General features: G+C 68.4%; 21 protein-coding genes. 14 read left to right on the forward strand and 7 right to left on the reverse strand.

Features of this window, described 5'->3' with window-relative positions; translation table 11 throughout:
* Positions 1 to 3: 3 nt before the first annotated feature.
* On the reverse strand, positions 4 to 1371 hold the full coding sequence (locus tag SI859A1_RS20235; protein WP_081451343.1) for a TonB-dependent receptor domain-containing protein: 1368 nt from the start codon (positions 1369 to 1371) through the stop codon (positions 4 to 6).
* Positions 1368 to 2009 (reverse strand): TonB-dependent receptor plug domain-containing protein, encoded by a 642-nt coding sequence (locus tag SI859A1_RS20240; RefSeq protein WP_161600112.1) that lies wholly within the window; start codon positions 2007 to 2009, stop codon positions 1368 to 1370. The genes SI859A1_RS20235 and SI859A1_RS20240 overlap by 4 nt, the downstream gene beginning before the upstream one ends.
* A gap of 336 nt (positions 2010 to 2345) precedes the next feature.
* On the opposite strand from SI859A1_RS20240, the gene hemP reads away from it, so the two are divergent.
* The 7 genes from hemP to SI859A1_RS06725 all read left to right on the forward strand — a co-directional run bounded on the left by hemP (position 2346) and on the right by SI859A1_RS06725 (position 9539).
* Positions 2346 to 2549, forward strand: a complete 204-nt coding sequence (gene hemP / locus SI859A1_RS21355; protein WP_244400931.1) for a hemin uptake protein HemP — start codon at positions 2346 to 2348, stop codon at positions 2547 to 2549.
* A 10-nt stretch (positions 2550 to 2559) separates the two neighbouring features.
* Positions 2560 to 3507: a heme/hemin ABC transporter substrate-binding protein gene (locus SI859A1_RS06700; protein ID WP_009209070.1), complete on the forward strand. Its 948-nt coding sequence runs from the start codon at positions 2560 to 2562 to the stop codon at positions 3505 to 3507.
* A complete protein-coding gene (locus SI859A1_RS06705) occupies positions 3504 to 4616 on the forward strand; it encodes a FecCD family ABC transporter permease (protein WP_009209071.1) in 1113 nt (370 codons plus the stop codon). The genes SI859A1_RS06700 and SI859A1_RS06705 overlap by 4 nt, the downstream gene beginning before the upstream one ends.
* Positions 4616 to 5425, forward strand: a complete 810-nt coding sequence (locus SI859A1_RS06710) for a heme ABC transporter ATP-binding protein (RefSeq protein WP_009209072.1) — start codon at positions 4616 to 4618, stop codon at positions 5423 to 5425. The genes SI859A1_RS06705 and SI859A1_RS06710 overlap by 1 nt, the downstream gene beginning before the upstream one ends.
* Positions 5426 to 5583: 158 nt before the next feature.
* The gene (locus tag SI859A1_RS06715; protein WP_009209073.1) at positions 5584 to 6660 is read left to right on the forward strand and encodes a catalase family peroxidase; all 1077 of its coding nucleotides are present in this window, start codon (positions 5584 to 5586) and stop codon (positions 6658 to 6660) included.
* Positions 6657 to 6983 (forward strand): cupredoxin domain-containing protein, encoded by a 327-nt coding sequence (locus tag SI859A1_RS06720; protein WP_009209074.1) that lies wholly within the window; start codon positions 6657 to 6659, stop codon positions 6981 to 6983. The genes SI859A1_RS06715 and SI859A1_RS06720 overlap by 4 nt, the downstream gene beginning before the upstream one ends.
* Before the next feature lie 51 nt (positions 6984 to 7034).
* Positions 7035 to 9539: an EAL domain-containing protein gene (locus tag SI859A1_RS06725; protein WP_009209075.1), complete on the forward strand. Its 2505-nt coding sequence runs from the start codon at positions 7035 to 7037 to the stop codon at positions 9537 to 9539.
* A gap of 4 nt (positions 9540 to 9543) precedes the next feature.
* Here SI859A1_RS06725 and SI859A1_RS06730 read toward each other — a convergent pair whose 3' ends face one another.
* Entirely contained in the window at positions 9544 to 10818 is a 1275-nt protein-coding gene (locus tag SI859A1_RS06730; RefSeq protein WP_009209076.1) for an MFS transporter, read from the reverse strand.
* Between the two features lie 19 nt (positions 10819 to 10837).
* Positions 10838 to 11722 (reverse strand): dienelactone hydrolase family protein, encoded by an 885-nt coding sequence (locus SI859A1_RS06735; protein ID WP_040326367.1) that lies wholly within the window; start codon positions 11720 to 11722, stop codon positions 10838 to 10840.
* A gap of 150 nt (positions 11723 to 11872) precedes the next feature.
* On the opposite strand from SI859A1_RS06735, the gene SI859A1_RS06740 reads away from it, so the two are divergent.
* The 3 genes from SI859A1_RS06740 (at position 11873) to SI859A1_RS06750 (ending at position 16951) form a co-directional block, all read left to right on the forward strand.
* Complete coding sequence (locus SI859A1_RS06740) at positions 11873 to 14512, forward strand: ATP-dependent helicase (RefSeq protein WP_040325488.1); 2640 nt, start codon at positions 11873 to 11875, stop codon at positions 14510 to 14512.
* Between the two features lie 83 nt (positions 14513 to 14595).
* The gene (locus SI859A1_RS06745; RefSeq protein WP_009209079.1) at positions 14596 to 15765 is read left to right on the forward strand and encodes a BaiN/RdsA family NAD(P)/FAD-dependent oxidoreductase; all 1170 of its coding nucleotides are present in this window, start codon (positions 14596 to 14598) and stop codon (positions 15763 to 15765) included.
* A gap of 244 nt (positions 15766 to 16009) precedes the next feature.
* Entirely contained in the window at positions 16010 to 16951 is a 942-nt protein-coding gene (locus SI859A1_RS06750; protein ID WP_040325081.1) for an IS110 family RNA-guided transposase, read from the forward strand.
* A gap of 134 nt (positions 16952 to 17085) precedes the next feature.
* Here SI859A1_RS06750 and SI859A1_RS06755 read toward each other — a convergent pair whose 3' ends face one another.
* Positions 17086 to 18159, reverse strand: coding sequence for a serine/threonine protein kinase (locus SI859A1_RS06755; RefSeq protein ID WP_009209080.1), 1074 nt, complete (start codon positions 18157 to 18159; stop codon positions 17086 to 17088).
* Between the two features lie 112 nt (positions 18160 to 18271).
* Here SI859A1_RS06755 and SI859A1_RS06760 point away from each other — a divergent pair, with 112 nt between their 5' ends.
* The 4 genes from SI859A1_RS06760 (at position 18272) to SI859A1_RS06775 (ending at position 23083) form a co-directional block, all read left to right on the forward strand.
* Positions 18272 to 18772, forward strand: a complete 501-nt coding sequence (locus SI859A1_RS06760; RefSeq protein WP_009209081.1) for a cupin domain-containing protein — start codon at positions 18272 to 18274, stop codon at positions 18770 to 18772.
* Between the two features lie 203 nt (positions 18773 to 18975).
* Positions 18976 to 20712, forward strand: a complete 1737-nt coding sequence (locus tag SI859A1_RS06765) for a chloride channel protein (protein WP_244400935.1) — start codon at positions 18976 to 18978, stop codon at positions 20710 to 20712.
* Positions 20713 to 20913: 201 nt separating this feature from the next.
* Positions 20914 to 21378: a DUF2231 domain-containing protein gene (locus tag SI859A1_RS06770; RefSeq protein WP_009209083.1), complete on the forward strand. Its 465-nt coding sequence runs from the start codon at positions 20914 to 20916 to the stop codon at positions 21376 to 21378.
* Entirely contained in the window at positions 21371 to 23083 is a 1713-nt protein-coding gene (locus SI859A1_RS06775; protein ID WP_009209084.1) for a PQQ-dependent sugar dehydrogenase, read from the forward strand. The genes SI859A1_RS06770 and SI859A1_RS06775 overlap by 8 nt, the downstream gene beginning before the upstream one ends.
* Before the next feature lie 164 nt (positions 23084 to 23247).
* Here SI859A1_RS06775 and SI859A1_RS20250 read toward each other — a convergent pair whose 3' ends face one another.
* Positions 23248 to 24375, reverse strand: a complete 1128-nt coding sequence (locus SI859A1_RS20250; RefSeq protein ID WP_050767466.1) for a GGDEF domain-containing protein — start codon at positions 24373 to 24375, stop codon at positions 23248 to 23250.
* A 157-nt stretch (positions 24376 to 24532) separates the two neighbouring features.
* On the reverse strand, positions 24533 to 25024 hold the full coding sequence (locus SI859A1_RS06785; protein ID WP_040325490.1) for a thioesterase family protein: 492 nt from the start codon (positions 25022 to 25024) through the stop codon (positions 24533 to 24535).
* Positions 25025 to 25144: the final 120 nt, after the last annotated feature.

Here is a 25144-nt window from a genome sequence, read left to right on the forward strand (position 1 = left end):
GTGTCAGTTGTCGACGCCGAACTTGATGCTCACGCCGAACATCGCCTCGAAGCCGGGCGCCGGGTCGGTCTCGCTCGCCGGGAAGCCGGAATAGGCCTGGTACTGCCGGTCGAAGAGATTGCGGATGCTGGCGTCGAAGCGGGTATTCTCGTTGGGTTCGTAGGCGACGAAGAGGTCGAAGACGTCGTAGCGGTCCGAGGCGAGGGTCGGATCGGTGACGTCGTCCTTGGCCGCCACCGCATGCCAGCGGCCGCCGAAGGTCAGGCGTTCGTTGAGCGCGCGGAAGCCCAGCGTCGTCGTCAGCTTGTCGGGATAGACCGAGTTGAGCGGATCGCCGTTGCGGCGGTTCTCGCCGTCGATGATCGCGCCGGCCAGGCCCACATAGCCCCAGCGCCAGTCATAGCTGGCTTCCAGCTCGACGCCTTCCAGCCGGGCTTTGTCGATGTTCTGGTACTGCAGCGCATCGTAGGGCAGGCGCGCAAAGCAGATCGGCCCGCGCCCGGCCAGGCACGGATTGGCAACGCCGGGCCGGTCGAGCGTGGCATATTCGATGTAGTCGTCGACGTCGTTGCGGAAGACCGCCAGCTTGGCGCGCAGCCCGTCGCCGCCCACGAGCACGTTGTCGTAGGAGAGGTTCACGCCGGCCTCCAGCGTGTGCCCGACTTCCGGAGACAGGCCGGCATTGGGCAGCAGCTCGAAGGCGGCGGGCGCCGGATGAAGACCCGAGACGACCGCCTCGTTCAGGGTCGGCGAGCGCAGGCCTTCAGCGTAGGTGCCGTAGATCTGGAAGCCCTGGATCGGCGTGACGCCGACGCTGAGCTTCGGGGAGAACCGGTCGCCGGTGTTCTCTTCGGTTGTCGCCGTGCTGGTCAGGTCGAAATGGTCGAAGCGACCGCCGCCGATCACCTCCAGCCAGGTGTCGTATTCGAACCGGGCCTGGACGAAGCCGCCATAGACCTCGCGCGTGCCGGACGGCGTGAAGAGTTCGGTCGAACCGACATCGTCGTGCGTCTCCACCTCGTCGCGGAAATAGTCGACGCCGTAGGTGAGGGTGGTCGGCACGATGCCGAGGTCGAAGCGCGAGGCGTTGTAGAGATCGAAGCCGGTCGTCGCCACCTCGACGTCGCGGCGCGCCGCGGCGGGATTCTGGTCGATCTGAGTGTAGTCGGTCTCGTTGCGATAGAGGTTGAAGTTGAGGTCGATCAGCGGCGTGTCGGGGCTGACGAAGCTGTAGCCGAGCCGGTAGGTGGCGTTGCGCACGTCGGTGTCGCGATCGGCGCCGGAGCCGGTCGATGAGACGAAATCATTGTCGTAGATGACGCCTGACAGGGTGATCTCGTGGCCGTCGGCGGGGCGCAGCCGCGCCTTCAGGACACGGAGCGCACGTCGAAGCCGGTGTTGTCGACATCGTTGCCGTCACCGTCCCGGTCGTCGTCCTCGTCGCGGTAGACGAAGGCGCCGTAGACATCGGCGTCCTCGGTGAGGCGCACGCCGGCTTCCAGCTTGCCCAGCCAGGCCGGTCCGTTGGTGCCGTAGACCGTGCCGAGGCGCGCCGCGTAGCGCTCGGACGGCGTCAGGAGGTCTTCCAGCTCCAGCGTGCGCATGGCCACGACGCCGCCGATCGCGCCGGAACCGTAGGCATTCGCCACCGGGCCACGGATCACGTCGATACCGCCCAGAAGCGCCGGGTCGACATAGACGAGATTGCTGTCGAGATGGCCCTGGACGCCGAAATTCTGGCGGGCGCCGTCGATCATCACGTTGACCCGGCCGGAATCGCGCAGGCCGCGGACGGAAATGGACACGCCGGGATCGTCGCGGTCGCTGGTGGTGGACACGCCCGGAATCGTCGCCAGCACGTCCTCCAGATCGCCGGCATTGTAGCGGGCGATCTCGTCACGGCCGACGACGCTGACGCCGCCAAGGCTCTGGATCGGGCTCTGGGGACCGCGATTGGCGAGGATCGACACCTCGTCGAGCTGGATCGCCGTCGCATCCAGATCAGACACGTCGACCGGTTCGTCTGCGGGTTGCGCGTCCTGCGCCATGGCGACGGTCGAAAGGGCGAGAAGCGAAACGCCCGTCGCCAGGGAAAGAAGGAGAGGTGGTGTCGCGCCGCGAAGGCGCCCGTCTGGATGGGCCATGGTTTCCCGCTGTCGTTTGAGAGGCGTGACGGGCTGGCTGGCTACGGTCAGGAGCGGCTGGCTGGCATCCGGAGGCGGACGGCTTGTCGACCGTGGCGCCTTGCTTGCATTCGATATTTAACATGACTATCAGAGTCAACATTGTTGCCGAGGGGGTGGCAAAGTCCGGCGGGCTGGGGTGTCCAGCGCGGGACGACGACGATGAGGGTGCAGATGATGGGCGAAACGGCGCCGAAGCCGCAGACGGGGACCGGCCATGAGGCGGGCGGCACCGGCGGCGGAACGCTGCCGATGCTGAATGCCGCCGAGCTGTTTTCGGCCGGGCGGGAAGTCCAGATCCGGCACGCCGGCGACATCTACCGGCTGCGGCTGACGTCCAACAACAAGCTCATCCTGACCAAGTAGGACATCCAGCATGCAAACCCTTTTCCGTCGCTTCACGCTCGCCGCCGCGGCGCTGTCGCTTCTGCCGGCCCTGTCGGCTCAGGCGATGGCGGAGAGCCGCAGCGTCGTCGACGCCCATGGCCGCACGGTCGCGATCGCGGATACGGCCCGAATCGTGTCGATCGGCGGGGCGGTGACCGAGATCCTCGATGCGCTCGGCATGGCCGACAACATCGTCGCGGTGGACACGACCAGCACCTATCCCGCGGCAATGACGGACAAGCCGGATGTCGGCTACATGCGCGCCCTGGCGGCGGAAGGCATCCTGGCGCTGTCGCCGACGCTGATCGTCGCCATCGAGGGCGCCGGCCCGCCGGACGTGCTCGACGTCCTGGAGGCGGCATCGGTGCCCTTCGTCAACATTCCCGACACGCCGACGGCCGACGGGATCGTCGCCAAGATCCGCGCCGTGGCAGACGCCGTCGGGGCAGAGGAGAAGGGCGAGGAACTGGCCGCGGCGGTCGCGGCGGACCTGGAGGCGGTGACCGCGGCGACCGCAAGCATCGACGAGCGGGCGAGCGTTGCCTTCGTCCTGGCCATGCGGGGCGGGGCGCCGCTGGTCGCCGGCCGCGAGACCTCGGCGGATGCCATGCTGGCAATGGCTGGCACCGACAACGCCTTTGCCGCCTTCACAGGCTTCAAGCCGGCCACCCCGGAAGCCGTCGTCGCCGCCGCGCCCGATGCGGTCGTCACCATGCAGTCGGGCGAGCATGCCGACGGCCTCGAACACGTTCGCGCCGACCCGGCCTTCGCAACGACGCCGGCGGTGAAGAACGACCGGCTCTTTGCCTATGACGGGACCTACCTCCTCGGCTTCGGCCCGCGCACGGCCCATGCGATCCGGGATCTGGCCGCGGATCTGTATCCCGGGCTCGATCTGCCGGCGCTGCCGCCGCGTGCCTGGGTCGAGCCGCGGTGAACGTCTCCGGCGAACTGGTGGGCGCGCGAACCGGGAGGGGCGTGCGCCTTCTGCGTTCCCGCGACCGCGCCGCGCTGGCGCGGATTGGCGTCGTCGCCGCGGCGATCCTCGCGGTGCTGGTCTGCCTCGTCGCGCTGACGGTCGGGGCGGCCGGCCTGTCGCTTTCGGCGACGCTCGACGCGCTGGTCACGGCCGCCACCGGCCGCCGGGAGACGCTGGACCTGTCGCTGGCCACCATCGTCCTCGACATTCGCCTGCCACGTGTCATTGCCGGCATGCTGGTCGGGGCGGCGCTCGCCCTGTCCGGCGCGATGATGCAGGGGCTGTTTCGAAACCCGCTGGCCGATCCGTCGCTTGTCGGAATCTCCTCAGGTGCCGCGCTCGCCGCCGTGACCAGCATTGTCCTCGGCGAAATGGCGGCCGGCTGGCTGCCGGAGTTGGTCGCGCGACACCTCCTGCCGATCGCCGCCTTCCTCGGCAGCCTTTGCACGACTATCATCCTGTACCGGCTGTCGACAGTCGCCGGCCGCACCTCGGTGGCCGCCATGCTGCTCGTCGGCATCGCGCTCGCCGCGCTCGCCAGCGCCCTCATCGGCGTGCTCGTCTTCATCTCCAACGACCAGCAATTGCGCGAACTGACCTTCTGGACCATGGGCGGGCTTGGCGGGGCCACATGGCCGAAGATCGCGGCGGTGCTGCCGCTGATGCTGCCGGCCTTTGTCGCCGCGCCGTTCCTTGCCCGCAGCCTCAACGCCATGACCCTCGGCCACACGGAAGCGTTTCACCTGGGCATCGACGTGCAGCGCGTGACGCGGCTCGCGGTGTTCGTCATTGCCGGGGCGATCGGCGCGGCGGTCGCCGTCTCGGGGATCATCGGCTTCGTCGGCCTGATCGCGCCGCATCTGCTGCGCACGCTGATCGGCCCGGACCACCGCACCCTGCTGCCCGCGGCGGCGCTGTTCGGCGGCAGCCTCGTCGTCGCCGCCGACACCGCGGCGCGGACCATCGTCGCGCCCGCCGAACTGCCGATCGGCATCCTGACCGCGCTGGTCGGGGCGCCGTTCTTTCTCTGGCTGCTGCTGCGGCGGCGCGGCGGGCTGGTGGTCTGATGCTGGAACTCGCCGACATTTCGGTTTCCTTGAGCGGCCGGACCATCCTCGACGGCGTCAGCCTTGCCGTCGCTCCCGGCGAATGCGTCGCCGTGATCGGTGCCAACGGCGCCGGCAAGTCGACGCTGCTGAAGGTGTTGAGCGGGCAGATGCGGCCGGACCGCGGGGCCGCGCGCCTCGACGGATGCGCGATGGGCGACATCAGTGCCGCTGCGCTGTCGCGGCGCCGTGCCGTGGTCGCCCAGAGCGTGGCGCTCGCCTTTCCCTTCACCGCCGCCGAGATCGTCGGCTTCGGCGCCGAGGCGGGCGGGGCGCTCGGCCGGCGGCGCGACGCCATCGCCGCCGCGGCGCTGGCGCAGGTGGACATGGCCGGCCATGCGACGCGGCTGGTGCCGAGCCTGTCCGGCGGCGAGGCCCAGCGCGTGCATCTTGCGAGGGCCATCGCCCAGCTCGAAGCGGCGATGGAAACGACGGCCGGCAAGAGTGCGGACGGGCATTACCTGCTTCTGGACGAACCGACCGCCAGTCTCGATCTGCGCCATCAGGTCGAGACCCTCTCGCTGGCCCGGCGGCTGGCGGGGCGGGGCATCGGTGTCATCGTGGTGCTGCACGACCTCAATCTCGCAGCGCTTGCGAGCGACCGCATCGTCGCGCTCAAGTACGGGCGCGTCCTGGCCAACGGGCCGGTCGGTACGGTGGTCGACGACGCGCTGGTCGATGCGGTCTACGGCATCGCCCTGCCTGTCGGCCGGACACCTCCAAATCTGCCCTTCGTGCTGCCCCAGACCGCACCGACCGGCGCCGCCTGATCGGGTTCCGGTCGCAGCGTTCCATTGCCCTTGCGACAGCTGTGCCGTGGCACCCCGTTCCGGCTAACAATTGGCTGCCGGGAGTTATCCGCAATGTAGCAATGGGTTAAGCAGGCACGTGTCAGGTTGCCGCGTGAGCAACTGGCAGGATTCCCGCAATGACCAGACCTGACGACAGGCGCGCCGGCGCCCTGATTCGGCGCGTGGCCGCCGTTCTTGCCCTGTCGACGGCATGGCTCGGCGCCGCACCCGCGATCGCCGAGGACCAGCCGGCCGGCACCAGCCAGACCCGGATCGCCCGCGACATCGTCGCCGGGCTCGACAAGGTTTTCGGCGGACCGCACAAGGGCTACCGGGCGGCCCATTCCAAGGGCATCCTGCTGGACGGGACGTTCCGCCCGTCCAAGGACGCCACATCGCTGACCCGCGCCGAGCATCTCACCGAGGGCGATGTGGCCGTGACGGTCCGCTTCTCGAATTTCGCGGGCGTGCCCCATGTCGGCGACAATACCGGCGACGCAAACCCCAAGGGCATGGCGATCAAGTTCCTGCTGCCGGACGGCGGCTCCACGGACATCGTCGCCCATTCCTTCGACGGCTTCGCCGCCCAGACGCCGGACGAGTTCCGCCGCTTCGTCCAGGCGCTCGGCTCGTCCGATCCGCAGGACTTCGCCGATCATGTGGCTGCGCATCCGGCCGCAAAACGCTTCATCGAGGCGCCGAAGCCCGCACCGGTCAGCTTCGCCACCGAGGTCTTCTACGGCGTCAACGCCTTTTCCTTCACCAATGCGGCCGGCGAATCGCGCTTCGGCAAGTATCGGCTGGTGCCGGTCGCGGGCGTCGCGCATCTGAGCGCGGTCGAAGCGGCGGAAAAGGACCCGGACTATCTGTCGCAGGACATGGCCGAGCGTCTGGAGGACGGGCCGGTGCAGTTCCGCCTGCTGGTCCAACTCGCAGGCGAGGGCGATCCGATCACCCAGGCGGCGTTTCCCTGGCCCGAGGACCGCGAACAGGTCGAGCTCGGCGTCCTGTCCCTGACGGCGCTGGCTGCCGATTCGGTTGCGCGGCAGCGCGAGCTGGTCTTCACGCCGCTCAGTCTCGTCGGCGGCATCGCGCCGTCCGACGACCCGATGCTGATCACGCGCACCCGCAGCTACCGCATGTCCTATAGCCGACGGCTGACCGCCGCCACGGACAGCCACCAGCCCCGACACGGAAAGGACGCCGGAAAATGATCCGTCTCGCCACCTGCGCCGCCCTGTGTGGCTTCACCCTACCGATCGCAGTTGCCGTAGCGGCCGGGCAGACGGTCGTGATCGACCAGATCGACCGCATGTTCGACCGCAAGACGGTCACGATCGAAAAGGGCGACACGTTGCGCTTCACCAACCGCGACGAGTTCCTGCACCAGATCTACGCCGAAACCGATGGTTTCAGCTTCGATTCCGACGAACAGGCGCCCGGCGAGGTGATCGACGTGACCTTTCCGCGACAAGGCAACTACGAGGTTCGATGCGGCATCCACCCGCGCATGAGCCTCGCCGTTTCGGTCGAATGATACCCGGCAGATTCAGCCCCTCCTAACGCTCCGGGACTACGAGACCGATCCATGCCTATCCGGTTGAAACTTCTTGTCGGCTGCCTGTGCCTGACACTCGTCACGCTTGGTCTCGGCGTGTTCACGCAGAACTCTCAGCGCGAGGCCGGTAATCTGGCCACCCGCATCTACGATGAAGCCCTTCTCTCGCTGAGCTATCTGCGCTCGGCCCAGAACTCGCTCCTGCAGATCGAGATGGACGATCTGCAGCTGCGTTCGGGATCGCGACGAACCGATGGCGAAGCATTTCTGCCGGCGCAGACGGCGCTGTCGATCGCCCTGCCGGACATCATGGCCGATCTCGACGTCGCCCTGGAGCGGGCGATGTCGTCGGGCGGTCGCCGCAAGATCGGCGAGATCCGCACCGGTCTGCAATTGCTGCAGCAGGACTTCGCTACGCTCGAGAGCGACGCACTGCGGATGCGGTTTTCTGCACTCGACGGCGAATTCGACACGGCGGTCGAGATCCTTGCCGGCGATGGCTACCGCTTTCGCCGGGAAGTCGGAGAGCTGATCGACGCCTCCCTGCGCAGTGCCCAGGCCGCCATGGCGGCCGCCGTGGTGCTCGCAGTCATCATCTCGCTGGTGCTGGCGCGGATGATCGTGCCGTCGCTGAACCGGGCCGTGCAGGTTGCCGAATCGATCGCCCGCGGCAGGCTCGACAACGACATCCTGCCGCGCGGACACGACGAGACGGCCCAGTTGATGCGGGCCCTGTCGACAATGCAGCGCAGCATCGGCGAGCATATCGATCGCATCCGCGAGTTGATGGCCGAGCAGGCGGACAACTACGACAGCCATATCGCCATCCAGAACAGTCGCTTCGAGGCGGCGCTTCACAACATGACTCAGGGTCTGTGCATGTTCAACGGCAACGAGCGGCTGGTGATCTTCAATCGCCGCTTTGCTGAGATGTTCGGCGGGCTGCAGATCGGCGTGTCGGCGCGCCAGGTGCTGCTCGACCCGGAGATCCAGCATCTTCTGGCGCCAGGCCCGGACGGCAGCTTCACCCATGAACTTCCCGATGGCCGGATGATCGCCACCTCCCGGCAGGCGATCGAAGGAGGCGGCTGGCTCGACACTTTCGAGGACGTCACGGATCAGTATCGGGCACAGGCGAAGCTCTCCCATATGGCGCTGCACGACGCGCTCACCGGACTGCCCAACCGGGTGCAGTTCCGCGACCGGCTTGAGGTGGCGACGCGGACGGCTGCCGGTGTCGCCAACACCAGCGTGCTCTGCCTCGACCTCGACGGCTTCAAGGCGGTCAACGACACCCTCGGGCATCCGACCGGTGACGCGCTGCTGCGCGCTGCCGCAGCGCGGCTGCTGTCCTGCGTCAGGCAGGGGGACCTCGTGGCGCGCGTCGGCGGCGACGAGTTCTCGATCATCCAGTTGGCTGGCGATCCGCATCTTGCCGCCGCATCCCTGGCGCAGCGCATAGTCGACGCCTTCATCGAGCCGTTTCCCATTGACGGGCGGCCGATCTGCGTCGGCGTCAGTGTCGGCATCTTCGTTACTGCGGAGATGGCCGAGGCCGGCCGTGCGATCGACGCGGACAGCATCATCAAGAATGCCGACGTGGCCCTGTACCGGGCCAAGAGCGAGGGGCGCGGCACCTTCCGCTTCTTCGAGCCGGACATGGATGCGGGGCTGGAGGCGCGGCGGCAGCTCGAACTCGACCTGCGGCTTGCGGTCGAGAACGAGGAATTCGCGCTGTTCTACCAGCCCTTCGTGGATGTCGAGCGCCAGGTCGTCACCGGGTTCGAGGCTTTGCTGCGCTGGCATCATCCGCAGCGCGGCCTGGTCTCGCCGGCCGAGTTCATCCCGGTCGCCGAAGATTGCGGGTTGATGGCGTCGATCGGCGCCTGGGTGCTGGAGACCGCGTGCCGGCAGGCGGCCGCGTGGCCGTCGGAGCTTGCGGTCTCGGTCAATCTTTCGCCGGTGCAGTTCCGCGATCCGGGCCTCGCCGATATCGTGGAGGCGGCGCTGGCGCGCGCCGGCCTGGCGTCCGAACGGCTGCGGGTCGAGGTCACGGAATCGCTGCTGCTGCAGCACAGTGCGACAGTGCTCGCGACGCTCGAGCGGTTCCGCGACCAGGGCATCGGCATCTCCATGGACGATTTCGGTACCGGCTATTCCTCGCTCGGCTATCTCAGCCGGTTTCCCTTCGACAAGATCAAGATCGACCAGTCCTTCGTCCGCAACCTCGACGATCGCGAGAACATGGCGATCATCCGCGCCGTCATCGGGCTCAGCCGGGCGATGGATCTGTCGGTGATTGCCGAAGGGGTCGAGACGGCGGCCCAGCGCGATATCCTGCTGCGCGAGGGCTGCCGCGAGATGCAGGGTTATTTCTTCTCCCGTCCAAAACCGGCTGATGAATTGGCGCGCATGCTCCTGAGCATCGGATGTGGGACGACGGAGGCGGACGTTGACATGCCTCGTGAGATGGCTCCCTCGACACCCTTGCTACTGGCCGACGCCGCGCCTCGCGCCGAGGCGCTGATCGCCTGAAACTTCACACCGGCTGTGCGGTCGGTCCGGGTGGCACGGCAGGGGGCGTCGCATGACGCAGGGCCGCGCGGTAGCAGGCCAGCCCTACGAGGGTGAGGATCGCGACGGTCGCCAGCGCGATGTCGTAGCCGCCGGCCGCCCAGAGCAGCGAGCCGACAAAGGGCGACAGCGCGTAGGCGCACAGATACGGCACGGCCATGGCGCCGCTGATCGCGCCGAACCGCGCCTGGCCGAGGATCTCCCGTGTCATCACCGGCCGCATGATGCTGAGGACGCCGTAGCCGCTGCCCTGCAGGACGACGAAGGCGATCACCAGGAGGGGCGCGAATTCCGCCGCGATCAGGCAGAGCGTCGCCGTGATCACGAAGCCGAAGGACAGCGTCGTCACCCATGCATTGGACAGGCGGGCGCCGGCGAGCATCAGGGCCAGCCGCCCGGCGACCTGCATCGGCCCGATCATCGCCGCGGCGAGGACCGCCAGATCGAGACTGACGCCCCGGTCGGCGAGGATCGGCAGCAGATGGTTCAGCACCACGCCGTGATTGAAGCCGAGCAGCGAAAAGCCGGCGGCGAGATACCAGAACAGCGGGCGGCGCAAGAGGGCGGGGGCCGGCGCGGACGACGCTGCCGTGGCCGACGCTGAATTGACAAGGGCCGGACTTGCGGCCGCCTCGCCGGTGCGGATTGGTGCGTGCGGTTCAGCCAGTAGCCCGGCCGAGGCTTCGAGCGCCCGGGCGCCGAGGACGATCAGCGGCACGCCCAGGCATCCGACGAGCGCGGCGAACAGCCAGACGGCGCCCTGCCAGCCGGCCGTCTCGGCCATGAAGTGATTGAGCGGAAAGGACAGGGTGCCGGCAAAGCCCGCCACCAGCGTGACCCGGGTGATCGCCGGACGGGCATCGGCCCCGAGCGCCCGGGTGACCAGCGCGAAACAGGGCTCGTAGAGGCAGCCGCCCATCGACGCGCCGATCCCGAGCCAGAGAAGTGTGAAGGCGGGAAGCGTCTCGGCGAAGGGCAGGAGCGCCAGCAGGATTGCGCCTGACAGGGCAGCGCTGCCCATGACCAGCGGACCGTGGCCGCGATCGATCAGGCGACCCGACACGGGCGAGACCAGTGCCGAAACAATGACCGCCGCCGCGAAGGCCGCCGTCAGCCAGGTCTTCGGCCAGCCGGCATCGGCCTCCCAGCGCAGGAGCAGCGCCGGGAAGAGATAGTAGAAGCCGGCCCAGACGATGGTCTCGCCGAAAGCCAGGCAGAGAACCGCGCGTGCCGCACGCATCCGGGCTTTCCCGGTGAGCCTAGCTGCCCAGATGCGCCTTCAGGAAATCGACGGTGCGGTCCCAGGCCAGCCCGGCGGCGACCTCGTCGTAGCGGGCCTGCGAGGTATCGTTGTTGAAGGCGTGGTTGACGCCCGCGTAGACATGGACCTGATGCTCGGTCCCGGCGGCCTCCAGCGCGTCGCGATAGGCGTCGATGCCGGCATTGATGCGCTCGTCGAGGCCGGCGTAATGCAGGAGCACCGCCGCCTTGATGTCGGCGACCTTGTCCGCATCCGGCTGGCGGCCGTAATAGGCGACACCGGCGGCAAGGTCCGGATCGGCGACGGCGAGGTCGTTCACGAGACCGCCGCCCCAGCAGAAGCCGACTGCCCCGACGCGGCCATTGCCGTCCTCGCGGCCGGCGAGCCATGTGCGGGACGCCATGGCGTCGGCGATACGGGCCTCGGTGTCGAGCGCGCCGATCATCTCGCGGGCCTTGTCCGCGTCCGGGGGCGTGCCGCCGGCCGGCGACAGGAAGTCGGGCGCGACGACGAGGAAGCCTCCCAGCGCCAGCCGCCGGGCGACGTCCTGGATATGGGCGTTGAGGCCGCGGTTCTCGTGGATCACGAGCACGGAGGGCAGGGCATCGGTCGCATCGGCGGGCCGGGCCACATAGGCCTTCATCTCGCCGCTGGCGCCGGGATAGGTGGCCCAGACGCCGGCCAGACGCGGATCGTCCGGTGCGACGATGGCGGCGCGGGCGCTGGATGCGGCCATCAGCGGGGCGATCGCGGCCGCGGCCGTCGCCGAACCGGCCAGTGCCGTCAGCTTGCGCATGAAGCCGCGGCGATCGAGCGTCAGGTGCGTGTATTCGTCATAGGCATCGATCATCGCCTGGGTGATCGTCGGGGTCCTGTCGTCCATGATCGCCTGCTCCATCACCGTTCGCAGGGCATACTAACCCGTTGCGCCCCCGGCGCAACGCGGCGGCAATCGCGCATCACGACCGCGCCATGCCGGCTTCCGGCGACCGCTTCCCTAGTGTTCCGCGCACGAAGTCTTACATTGGCGCGGATGACTGATTTCGACGAATCAACCGGGGTCCCGGCGGCCCGTCCCGGCGGTATCGCCGCCCGTGCGCTGTCGGCCCGCGGGGTGGCCCGCAATGCGCGCGCGCCGGACTATCTCTCCGGCCTCAATGCCGAGCAGCGCGCCGCCGTGGAGACTACCGAGGGCCCGGTGCTGGTGCTGGCCGGCGCCGGCACGGGCAAGACGCGCGTCCTGACGACGCGCATCGCCCATATCCTCGCCACCGGCCGGGCCTGGCCGTCGCAGATCCTTGCCGTGACCTTCACCAACAAGGCCGCGCGCGAGATGAAGCAGCGCATCGGCCTTCTGGTCGGCGAACAGGTCGAGGGCATGCCGTGGCTCGGCACCTTCCACTCGATCGGCGTGAAGATCCTGCGGCGGCATGCCGAGCTGGCCGGGCTGAAGTCGAACTTCACCATTCTGGATACGGACGACCAGATCCGGCTGATCAAGCAGCTCATCAAGGCCGAGAATCTCGACGACAAGCGCTGGCCGGCCCGCACCTTCGCCAACATGCTGGATGGCTGGAAGAACAAGGCGCTGACGCCGAAGGACATTCCCGAGGGCGACGCGCGGGCCTTCGCCAACGGCAAGGGGCGCGAACTCTACGCCGCCTATCAGGCGCGGCTGCAGTCCCTCAACGCCTGCGATTTCGGCGATCTCCTGCTGCATCCGATCGCCATCTTCCGGGACAACCCGGATGTCCTCGCCGAGTATCACGACCGCTTCCGCTACATCCTGGTGGACGAGTACCAGGACACCAATGTCGCCCAGTATCTCTGGCTGCGGCTTCTGGCCCAGCGTTCGCAGGCGCGGGGCGAGCGCTCTACCCCGCTTCGGCGGGTTGCGGCGGCCGTCACTCATAGCGGTGTCGCGGATGCAGGCGGAGCAGGTGAGTCGGATCCGCCAGCGGTCAACATCTGCTGCGTCGGCGACGACGACCAGTCGATCTATGGCTGGCGCGGCGCCGAGGTCGACAACATCCTGCGCTTCGACCGGGATTTTCCCGGCGCGACGGTGATCCGGCTGGAGCGCAATTATCGCTCCACCGCCCATATCCTCGGCGCGGCCTCGCATCTGATCGCCCATAACGAGGACCGGCTCGGCAAGACGCTGTTCACCGACCATTCCGACCCCGATCACCAGAAGGTCGAGGTCAATGCCGGCTGGGATTCGGAGGAGGAGGCGCGGGCGATCGGCGAGGCGATCGAGGATCTGCAGCGGCGCGAGGACCACAATCTCAACGACATGGCGATCCTGGTGCGCGCCTCGTTCCAGATGCGCGAGTTCGAGGACCGCTTCGTCACCATGGGGCTGAACTACCGGGTGATCGGTGGTCCGCGCTTCTACGAGCGGATGGAGGTGCGCGACGCGCTCGCCTATTTCCGCTGCGTCTGCCAGCCGGCCGACGACCTCGCCTTCGAGCGGATCGTCAACACGCCAAAGCGCGGGCTCGGCGACGCCACCATGCGGCTGCTGCACGACTATGCCCGCGCCCGCGGCGTGCCGCTGATCGCGGCGGCGGTGGAGATGGTGGAAACCGAAGAGCTGAAGCCCAAGCCGCGCAACGCGCTGCGCCGGGTGGTCACCGATCTGGTGCGCTGGGCCGAGCAATTGTCCACCGCCAAGCACACCGACCTTGCCGAGCAGATCCTCGAGGAATCCGGCTACACCGAGATGTGGCAGAACGACCGCTCGGCCGAGGCGCCGGGCCGGCTGGAGAATTTGAAGGAACTCATCCGCTCCATGGAGGCCTATGACACGCTGCCCTCCTTCCTGGAGCATGTGGCGCTGGTCATGGACACCGAGCAGAACGCCGAGATGGACGCCGTCTCGATCATGACGCTGCACGCGGCCAAGGGGCTGGAGTTCGAGACCGTCTTCCTGCCCGGCTGGGAGGAGGGGCTGTTTCCCCACCAGCGCGCCCTCGACGAGGGCGGTCGTTCCGGCCTCGAGGAAGAGCGCCGGCTGGCCTATGTCGGCATCACCCGCGGCAAGCAGCGCGTGAAGATCTGGTTCGTCTCCAATCGCCGCATCCACGGCATGTGGCAGTCGACCATCCCCTCGCGCTTCCTCGACGAACTGCCCGAGGCGCATGTCGAGGTGATGGAGGCCAACACCTCCTATGGCGGTTACGGGGCCGGCGGCTTCGGCGGCTATGGCGCCAGCCGCTGGGACGGTGCGGCGGCCTTCCAGGAGGGCGCCTACACGACGCCGGGCTGGCGCCGCGCCCAGGCAGCCAATGCGGGCTTTGCCGGCGGCAATGGCGGGCGCGGCCGGGGCGGCGACGGCTGGTCGGGCGGGCGTACCCGCGAGATCAGCTATGACGAGGGCGGCGTCGGCGCCCGCGGCGGCCAGCACGGCGGCAAGGGCCACAACCAGCCGCCGCGCACCGGCTTCGGCCTCAACGCTGCGGCCCGCAAGGGCGGTCCGCGCGATATCGAGGGCGAACTGGTGGCCAAGTCGGTGGCCACCGAAGACAGCCGCTTTGCCTCCGGCGACCGGGTCTTCCACCTGAAGTTCGGCAACGGCACCGTCGCCAGCGTCGAGGGCAACAAGCTGACCGTCGATTTCGACAAGGCCGGCCAGAAGCGCGTGCTCGAAGGCTTCGTGGAGCCGACCTGAGCATCGGCCGGCCGTCGCCCGTCTGACGGCCGGCCGGCCCCGTTGACGGGCACAGCTCCCGCTTCTCACCGCAAAGAGCGACGATGGATTACGACGCGATCATTCTGGGTGCCGGCGGTGCCGGGCTTCTGGCGGCGGCGACGGCCGGGCAGGCGGGAGCGCGCGTCCTCGTCCTCGACCATGCCGACGCGCCGGGAAAGAAGATCCTGATCTCCGGCGGCGGGCGCTGCAATTTCACCAATCGCGAGACCGAGCCGCACTGCTACCTGTCGGAGAACCCGCATTTCGCCAAGTCGGCGCTCAGCCGCTACACCCAGTGGGATTTTCTCGCGCTGGTCGAACGCTACGGCATCGCCTGGCACGAAAAGACCCTTGGGCAACTGTTCTGCGACGGATCGGCGAAGCAGATCGTCGACATGCTGCTGGCCGAATGCCGATTGGGCAACGTCGAGATCCGCCTGTCGACGCCGGTGGGCGAGATCGCCCATGCCGACGGTCGCTTCCAGGTCGCCGGCGCATCCGCACCGGCGCTGGTCATCGCCACGGGCGGGCCGTCAATCCCGAAGATGGGCGCCACCGGCAAGGCCTACGAGATCGCCGACCGCTTCGGCCTGAAGCTTGTCACCCCGCGCCCGGCGCTGGTGCCGCTGACGCTGGGCAAGGACGAGATGCTGTTCCGCGAGATTTCCGGCGTCGCTTGCCCGACGATCGCGCGGGTGCGCGACATCGCCTTCGAGGAGGCGTCGCTGTTCACCCACAAGGGCCTGTCGGGCCCGGCAATCCTGCAGGTCTCGTCCTACTGGTCGCCGGGGGAGACCATCGAGCTGACGCTGGTCAAGGATGCGGCCGAGATGCTGCGGGCGGCGAAGCGGCGCATGCCGCGCGCCCACATGAAGGCGGCGCTCGCCGAGCGGTTGCCCAACCGCCTCGCGGACGCCCTGGCCGAGCGCATCGGCGAGACGCGGCCACTGGGTGCCATCACCGATGCCGAGCTGGATCTGGCCGCCGACATGCTGACGCGGCTGCGCTTCCGCCCGACCGGCACCGAGGGCTATGCCAAGGCCGAGGTGACCGCCGGCGGCATCGATACGGCGGAGCTGTCGTCGAAAACCATGGAAGCCAAAGGCGTTTCCGGCCTCTACGCCATCGGCGAGGCCGTCGATGTCACCGGCTGGCTCGGCGGCTACAATTTCCAGTGGGCCTGGGCCTCGGGCGTCGCCGCCGGCAAGGCGATCGCCGCGCGGTCGGGGTGAGGGCGTGGAATGCGGCGGGGTGGTGGTGTGGCATGGTGGCGCCCCCTCAAACACGGGCGTCATCCTTGTCTGTTGACGGCCTCTTGCAATTGGAGAGGCTGATCGGCGGGCAGCGCACCGTGTCATCCTTGGTCGTTGGAGACCGTGCCCGAGCAAGGTTCGCCGCCCGCCTTTCGTCATCCACCCCGAACAGTTGCCGGGGCCGGCGTGACAGCGCCGAGCCCGCAGGACAAGGATGGGACTTATGATGATAGACCGGACCGTGCTGGGTATCGATATCTCTGGAGCGCATCTCGACGTCTTTGCTCATCCCGAAGGGCGGGCCAGACGCCTGACCAACGATGCCGACGGGATCGCTGCCGTGACGGCCTTGGCGGCAAGGCGGCAGGCTTTCGTCGTGATCGAGGCCACCGCGCCGTTCGACCAGCCGCTGATCCGTGCCCTGGAGGCGGCGGGCCTGGTGTTCCACCGGGCCAATCCCCGCCGCGCCCGCGACTTCGCCCGGTCGGCCGGCCTTCTGGCCAAGACCGATGCGGTCGATGCCCGCATGCTGGCCCTTTACGGCACGGCTCTGGCGCTGCGGCCGACGGAGAAGGTGGCGCCCGCGCGGCTGGCGCTGCAGGGCTTGGTCAGCCGCCGCGACCAGCTCGTCGCAATGCGCAAGGCCGAGCGGGTGCGGTTGCGGACCATGAGCGAGCCGTGCATCGCCGAAAGTCTCCTCGCGGTGATCGCCCTCCTCGACGCGCAGATCCGCACCATCGAGCGCCGCATCGAGGCGACGGTCGCGGCCGATGCCGCTTTGGCCCGCCAGCGCCGCGTGCTGCGCGCAGCTCCCGGCATCGGGCCGGTCGCCGCTTCGGTGCTGCTGGCCAGCCTGCCCGAACTCGGCCGCGTCAGCCGCCGGGCGATCGCCGCCCTGGCGGGGCTTGCCCCCATTGCCCGGGACTCCGGCCTGCTGCGCGGCAGACGCTGCGTCCAGGGTGGCCGCAAGCGCGTGCGCGACGCCCTCTACATGGCGGCGCTCGCCGCCGTGCGAACAACGCCGTGGAAGGCCCTCTTCGCCACCATGACGACCGCCGGCAAACCAGCAAAGCTCAGCCTGATCGCCATCGCCCGCAAGCTCCTCGTCACGCTCAACGTGGCAATCCGAACCGGAGAATATCAGCCGCGCCCAGCCACCCCTTGACGCATACTCACACAGTTGCTCGGGCTTGACCCGAGGACCCATGCCAGATCGTTGACGCTGCCGCGGCGTTGCCGAATAAGAGTTCCCGCCAACGGCGGCTCACCACGCAGCCATCGACCGCCCTTCAATCCCCCCTACCGCTTGAAGCGGCGGTCGGTGAAGTTGCGGCGGTCTTCGGCGATGCGCTGGGTAATGGCGAGCGCGGTGTCGTCGCCGGCGACGGCGGCGAGGCGCTCGACCTGATTGATCGCCACCAGCCGCAGCAGATCCTCGCGCACGGTGCCGTTGGCGTCGCGGGGCAGGGTCGCGACCACCTGGACGAGGTCGGGACGGGGACGCGGCGCGTCGCGGAGGCGTTGCTCCAGCGCCGGCGCATCGATGCTCGGTGACGGTTCGGCGAAGAGATAGAGGCCGACGCCGCGCTGGCGCGGATAGGGATAGGGCACGAGGGCGAAGCCCGCGATGGCGGGATCGGCGGCGACCCGCGCCTTGACTGCCGCCCCGTCGGTGTCCATCCGGTCGCGGGTGCCCTCGCCATCCGACCAGTTGAAGATGCCCCGGGTGACCATGTTGTAGACCGGCTTGAAGGTGGCCATCCAGACCCGCGCGGGCAGGCTCTTGGTCGCGAGCATGCGCCTTTCGGACGCCGTCAGCGCCTCGCGGCAGAAGCTGCGCTTGTGCTTGAGGAGATGGCGCAGATCCTCTCGGGCCAGCAGCCGGAACAGGCGCGTGCGGCGCGGAAAGAAGGTGGCGAGCTGCATGTCGATCAGCGCCGCCTTGCCGTCCGGGGTCATCAGCCAGTTCTGCGGCTTGGCGAGATCGTTGTGGGTGATGCCGGCCCGGTGCAGCGAGCGCAGCAGCCGCTTGGCGTCGCGGAAATAGGCGGCGTTGCCGATCGGGCGGGCGACGTGCAGCGGCGTGCCCTCGATCCAGGACCGGTAGAGCGCCTCGGAATCGACGCCGAGAAGGGTTGGCGTTCCGGCAACGGGACCCAGCGTCTGCAGCGCCCGGATCTCGCGCCCGGCGAGGTGCCAGGCGAAGCGGCGGACCCAACGCGCGGCGATTCCGACGCGGCGCCGCGTCACCGGGATGTCGGGCGCATTGGCGAGGTGACCGGCGGCGATCTCGCCGAAGACGTCGCGTTTGAGTACCGTATCGACAACGAAGGGCGCGGCAAGAACGGGAAGCGGGGGACGATGCTGGGGCATGGATCTCGTGGACTGGGCAGGAATGTCGCCTAGCTTCTGCCAAGCAAGCGCGATCGCGCGGCGCCGGACGCGCGACCGATCTTTGCGGAATTATCGACCCTTGCGAGGCGAAATGGAAGTCGAAACCCACCTGTTCCCGGCGCGGGACGATATTCCCAACAGCTCCTTGCCACTGCTTGTGTTGTGCGAGGCTGTCGGTGCGGAAGACGCGACCGCGTCCGCAATGACCGAACGCTTCCTGGATCATGGCTGGCAAGGCTGCTGGACCTACACGGTCTTCGACTACTGGCACTATCATGCCGACGGCCACGAGGTGCTCGGCTGCGTCGGCGGCGAAGCGGAGATCGGCTTCGGCGGGCCCGGTGGGATCACGGCGCGGATGCGGCCGGGCGACGTGGTGGTGATCCCGGCCGGTGTCGGGCATCGGCGGCTGTCGGAGCCCCCCGACTTTGCCGTCGTCGGCGCCTATCCGCCCGGCCAGAGCGGCACCATCCTTCGCGCCGGGGACCGCGATTCGGCGGATGCGCAAAAGCAGATCGCGGCGCTGGCACTGCCGCCGCGCGATCCCGTGACGGGCGCGCAGCCGGGCTGTCTGGCGGCGTGGCATGGCTGAAGCCTGGCACCGGCCCTGGTGGAGAAGCTGCGAATCTTTCGCCCACAGCCTTTCAATCGCCGGGCGAGGGTGAAATAGAAGGGCGACTTACAGCCCGTCCGATCCATCCCAACAGCGTTCCCGTGATCATGTCCGTCGAAAGCCCGTCCGTCCCGTCCGCTGCGTCGCCCGCACCGGAGGCGGAGGCGCCGCCGGACCGGGAAATGTCGCTGCCGATCATGCTGGTGCTGGCGCTGGTGGTTGGGATCGTCGCCGGCCTCGGCGCGATCGTCTTCAAATATCTGATCGCCTTCATCTACAATCTGGCCTTCTACGGCGAGCTCAGCCTGCATCTCGAGCCGAACGCCTATGGCGCGCCGAGCCCGTGGGGCATGGGCATCATTCTGGTGCCGGTGATCGGCGGTCTCGTCGTCGTCTGGCTGGTGCGCAGCTTCGCGCCCGAGGCCAAGGGCCACGGCGTGCCGGAGGTGATGTATGCGATCTATCACCAGAACGGGAATGTGCGCGGCGTCGTCGCGCTGGTGAAGTCGCTGGCCTCGGCGATCTCCATCGGCACCGGCGCCTCGGTCGGCCGCGAGGGCCCGATCATCCAGATCGGCTCATCCTTCGGCTCGACGTTCGGCCGGGCGCTGGGTCTCGTACGCCACCAGAAGATCACGCTGCTGTCGGCCGGGGCGGGCGCCGGCATCGCGGCAACCTTCAACACGCCGCTCGGCGGCGTGCTGTTCGCCTCGGAAGTGCTGCTGCCGGAAATCTCGGCCCGCACCTTCCTGCCGGTCGTCGTGGCGACGGCGACCTCGACCTATGTCTTCCGCCTGGCGATGGGCATCGAATCGGCCTTCATCGTGCCGCTCGGCGGCCTGCCCGAAGGCGCTGCGGTCAACGGCGCCGAACTGTTGCTGGCGGCGATCCTGGGCGCGGTGATGGGCGTTGCCGCCTGGGCCTTCGTCAAGCTGCTGGCCAAGTCCGAGGACGTCTTCGAGCAGTCGAACCTCAACCCCTATGTCCAGAACGTCATCGGCATGACCGCCGTCGGCGTGATGGGCTATCTGTTCCTGTCCTGGACCGGCCACTACCACATCTATTCGGTGGGCTACGCCACCATCCAGGACATCATCAGTGGCGCCGACATGACCGTCGCGGTGCTGATCATGCTGTTCGTCGGCAAGCTCGTCGCCACCTGTCTCAGCCTCGGGGCCGGGGCGTCGGGCGGCATCTTCTCGCCGAGCCTGTTCATGGGCGCGGCGCTGGGCGGCGCGGTGGGCCTGATCGGCAACACGGTCCTGCCGGGCGCCGGCCTGACGATGGAGACCTTCGCGATCATCGGGATGGGCGCCATGGTCGGCGGCGCCACCAGCGCGGCGATGACGGCGATCGTGATGATCTTCGAGATGACTCGCGACTACGAGATCATCCTGCCGCTGGTGCTCGCGGTGGCGATCGCCATCGGCGTGCGGCGCTCGCTGACCCTGGCCGACATCTACACGATCAAGCTGCGCAACCGCGGCCGGCCGATCCCGACCGACCGGACCACCAATATGTTCATGGTGCAGCCGGTGACCGAGGTGATGTCGAAGACCTTCGAGATCCTGCCCGGCGCCATGACCGTGTCGGAAGCCTTGAAGCGCATCGACGTGGAGACCTCGCGGGTGATCCTGACCGACGGCAACCGGATCACCGGCTTCGTGCGCTTCGGCACGATTCCCTACCGGGCCGATCGCTTCGCCACCCAGACCCTCGACGACATCGGCTCGTCGGAGTTCATCCTCGCCTCGACGGTGCACAATCTGAACACGGTCATCACCCGGATGAACCGGCGCAACCGCTCCTACGCCATCGTCGTCAGCGAGACCCGCGGCGTGCCGCGGCCCGAGGACATTGCCGGCGTCATCAGCCGCGAGGAACTGGCCAACGCGGTGGTGCGCAACCACTACGGGTGATCGACGCGGTTCGAGGGGCGCGCCGGCGGTCAGGCGCGTCCCGATGCCGACTCGTTGCCTGGGCGGGGAAGCCTTGCCGCGCAGGCTCTCGGTGTCCGGCGTTCTGCCCGGAATCCTGCGCCACGCGGCTTCGCGCAAAGGTCTTGGAACCAAGCACGAGCCCACTCGTATTGTCAGTGGTTTACCACCTGACAGATCGAGATGCTCTCCATGGATTTCCCGCACCCTCCAGTGACCGCGACGGTCGGCGGACAGCCGATCCACGCGATGCTGATCCCGTTTCCGTTCGTCTGTTTCACCCTGACCCTTCTGACCGACATCGCCTATTGGCAGACCGGTCACCTGATGTGGCACAATTTCTCGTCCTGGCTGCTGTTCGCCGGCCTGATCTTCGGTGGTTTCGCGCTGCTGGCCGGCCTCGTTGACTTCATCGCCCAGCCGCGCCTGCGGGCCCAGCCGCCCGCCTGGGCCTATGCGATCGGGACGGTCTTCGTGCTGGCGCTCGGCTTCCTCAACAGCCTCGTCCATGCCGGTGACGGCTGGACGGCGATCGTTCCCTACGGTCTCGCCCTGTCGGCCGTGAACGTGATCCTCATCTTCGTCACGGCCTGGCTCGGCCGTTCGATGGTCTTTCAGTACGGTGTCGGAGTGCGTAACCATGATTAATCGCAAGCCATCCATCCGGACCGCCATTCTCGGCGGCAGTGCCATGGTGCTGCTGGCGATCGCAGGCTGCAGCGACGAGGGCGGCGATTTCGACGTGTCGTCCCAGATTGGCCCCGATCCGGTCCTGCCGGAGCCGAGCACCGCGCTGCTGCCCGATCTGAAGGTGGCCGAGGTCGTCGGCTGGGAGGAGGGGCAGACCCCGACCGTTCCCGAAGGCCTGACGATCACTCCCTACGCGACCGATCTCGCCAATCCGCGCACGGTCCACACGCTGCCGAATGGCGATGTGCTGGTGGTGCAGTCGCGCGGCCCGTCGGGCAAGCCGGTGGAGCGGCCGAAGGACGTGATCCGCGGCTGGATCATGTCGCTGTCCCATGGCAGCACCGGCCCGCAGAAGGAGAGCAACCTCATCACCCTGCTGCGCGATACCGATCGCGACGGCACGGTGGACGAGCGCACGGATCTCCTGACCGGGCTGCATTCGCCCTTCGGCGTCGCCTGGGCCGACGCCACGCTGTATGTCGCCGCCGCCGATGCGGTGCTCAGCTATCCCTATGAGCTGGGTCAGACCGAGCTGACGGCGGAGCCGACGGTGCTGACGCCGCTGCCGGGCGGGCCGATCAACCATCACTGGACCAAGGACCTGGCGCTGAGCCCCGACGGCACGATGCTCTATGCGTCGGTCGGCTCGAACTCCAACGCAGCCGAGCGCGGCATGGAAGCCGAGAAGGGCCGCGCCGCGATCTGGCAGATCGACCGCGAGACCGGGGCGAGCAAGGTCTTCGCCTCCGGCCTGCGCAACCCCAACGGCCTGGCGTTCCAGCCGGATACGGGCGAGCTCTGGGCGGTCATCAACGAGCGCGACGAGCTCGGGCCCAACCTCGTGCCCGACTACATGACCTCGGTGAAGGAGGACGCCTTCTACGGCTGGCCCTACAGCTATTACGGCGACCACGTGGACGAGCGTATCTATCCCCAGCGCCCGGACATGGTCGAGAAGGCCATCGCCCCCGACTATGCGCTGTCCAGCCACGTCGCGGCGCTCGGCCTGACCTTCACCAAGAACTCGGCCCTGCCGCAAGCCTATGCCAATGGCGCCTTCATCGGCGAACACGGCAGCTGGAACCGTAGCAAGTTCAACGGCTACAAGGTGGTCTATGTCCCGTTCACCGACGGCAAGCCGGACGGCATGGCTCAGGACGTGGTGACGGGCTTCCTCGATGGTGAACAGGCCCGGGGACGTCCGGTCGGTGTCGGTATCGACGGCACGGGCGCGCTGCTCGTGGCCGACGATGCCGGCAACACGGTCTGGCGCGTCGCGGCGGCCGACGGCACCGTCTCCGACCAGCCGGTCGGAACCGATCAGATCACCGGCAGTGCCGCTGCGCGCGCAGAGGGTGACGGCGCGGCTGCGCCTGAGGCCGGCGCGGACGCAGCGGCGCCCGCCGAGACGCCCGCGGCTCCCGGTGGGGATACCGCCACGCCGGCAGCACCGGCGGACGCCGGAACGGTGCCGGCAACGCCGGACGCCGAGGCCGCACCGGCCCCGGCCGACGATGCAGCGCCTGCCGCCACGGACGAGCCGGCAGGTGACGCACCTGCGGAGACCGAGGCCGACACGGCGCGGCAGCCAGCACAGACCGAGATCGCGCCGGCCGTCCAGCCGAGCGGTTCGGTCGAGCAGGCGCCGGAACCGCAGCAGTAGCGTTCCGCACTTCGCAGCGGCCTCGATATCAAGACGACGGCGTCCGGTCTCACCGGGCGCCGTTTTCATGTGCACGGGGCGTTCGGAAAGTGAGAGTCGGACCCGACGGTTATGCGGCGCTCTGAATCCGATGGACGCACCCGAGAGGCGGCCGCCGGCTGCGATCAGGCCGCGTGGCGAAGTTCGGCTGCGGTCTCGGACGGGGCGGAGATGACAACGCGGTTGCGGCCATTGTCCTTGGCCCGGTAGAGGGCGCGATCCGCCGCGAGCAGCACGGCGTCCATTGTGTCGGCGGGGGCGAATCCGGCAATGCCGAAGCTGGCGCTGATCCGGTGGCCGGCGGCCAGCGCCTCGTGCTCGGTGTGGTAGAAAGTCAGCCGCAGGGTCTCGGCCACCCGGGCCGCCTGCCGGGCGCTGCAGTCCGGCAGGATCAGCGCGAATTCCTCGCCGCCGATGCGTCCGGCCCGGTAGCCGCTGCGCCCGATCAGATCGCCGAAGGCCCGGATGATCGTGTCGCCCACCGCATGGCCGTAGCTGTCGTTGACCTGCTTGAAATGGTCGATGTCGCACAGGATCACGGCGCCGCCACGCTTCAGCGTGCGGGTCAGCGACTGGTCGAAGCCGCGGCGATTGAGGAGCCCGGTCATGGCGTCGCGCTCCGACCTGCGTCGGTAATCGGTGATGACGCCGCTGATGATGCGGGCGAGCAGCAGGAAGACCACGAGCGGCGTGACCAGACCCGAGAGTGTCAGGAGGGTGGTCTCCAGGCCGGAGGTCTTCACAGCGTGGTAGCTGGCCGTGCCATCGAAGAGCATGGGAAACAGCGGCAGGCGAACGAGGAAGATGCCCGACACGAGACAGAGCGCGACGGCCAGCGCCGTATCGAGCCAGCTCCGCTCTTCAGCTTCGGCAAGGCGCCAGACGCTGTCGAGGATGGCCAGCGCGCAGGCGGTCTGCAGCGGCAGGGTCTGGTAGATGAAGGGCACGTCCAGTGCCAGCAGCAGCAGGGATGCGGCCGCGAGGCCGGCGACCGTGCCGATCAGCGCGCCATGCCGCTGCGTGCTGCGCGTGGTGAGCCGGATCGACTGGCCGACGCACAGATAGGCGGCCGGCAGAAGCAGGGTGATAGCAACGAGTTCGGCGCTGGAACTCTGCAACTGGCTGAGGACCAGGACTTCGACGCTGCCGATCAGCAGCGCGGCGGCCAGCCAGGCCAGCGCCGGCTCGGTCCGCATCCCGGCATAGATCGCCGCGCACAACACCGAAAGACCGCCGAAAACGACGATATTCACTGCGCTCAACGTTACCGTCACGTCCATCGTGGCGCAGCCCCTCCGCCTTGTCCCCGGCGGCAATCATAAGCATCACGGGTTAACGATCTGCGGATTGTGCCGGGTGGGGCGGGGTGTTGTCGGTGTTCTCAGGAGTGCTGCGCGGAAGGCTTCCGCGTCAGCGGCGCGGCATCCCGATCGACCGGCCGAGGCGCTCGGGCCGGGCCAATTCGGCGTGGGCGGCGGCAGCGGCCGAGACGCGGGCGAAGGTCCCGGACGGGAAGGGCGCCACCTTCGGCGCGTCGCCGCGCTGGTCGATCGACAGGCTCAGGCTTTCCAGCGTCGCGGCGGCCCAGTCGTCGGAGTGGTGCAGTTCCTGAAAGATGTGCAGCCGCTTCTCGTCGAGCCCGACGATCTGCGAGGTCACGTAGACCTCCGCCTGCGGCGGCACTTCGCGCAGGTAGCAGACATGGGCTTCCGCCGTGTAGGTGGTGTAACCGCGCTCGGCACGATAGGTCTCGCCGAGGCCGATCGAGTCGAACAGGCCGTCGATCCCCTTGTCGAAAAGGACATGGTAATAGGCAAGGTTCAGATGCCCGTTATAGTCGATCCATTCCGGGCGGACGGCCATCAATCCTGAACGATAGGGCAACGCGGTCGGCGACGTCATGGTGGCTCCTGGCAAGATGGCACTGGGTCAGGCAAAGCGTGCGGGGCGCGGGAAGTCAAACCGGCTGACGGCGCCGCGGTACGCGGCGAAACGGGATGCGGCCGAGGCCGCGCATGCGCT

This window comes from Aurantimonas manganoxydans SI85-9A1 (assembly GCF_000153465.1).
GTDB classification, from domain to species: domain Bacteria; phylum Pseudomonadota; class Alphaproteobacteria; order Rhizobiales; family Rhizobiaceae; genus Aurantimonas; species Aurantimonas manganoxydans.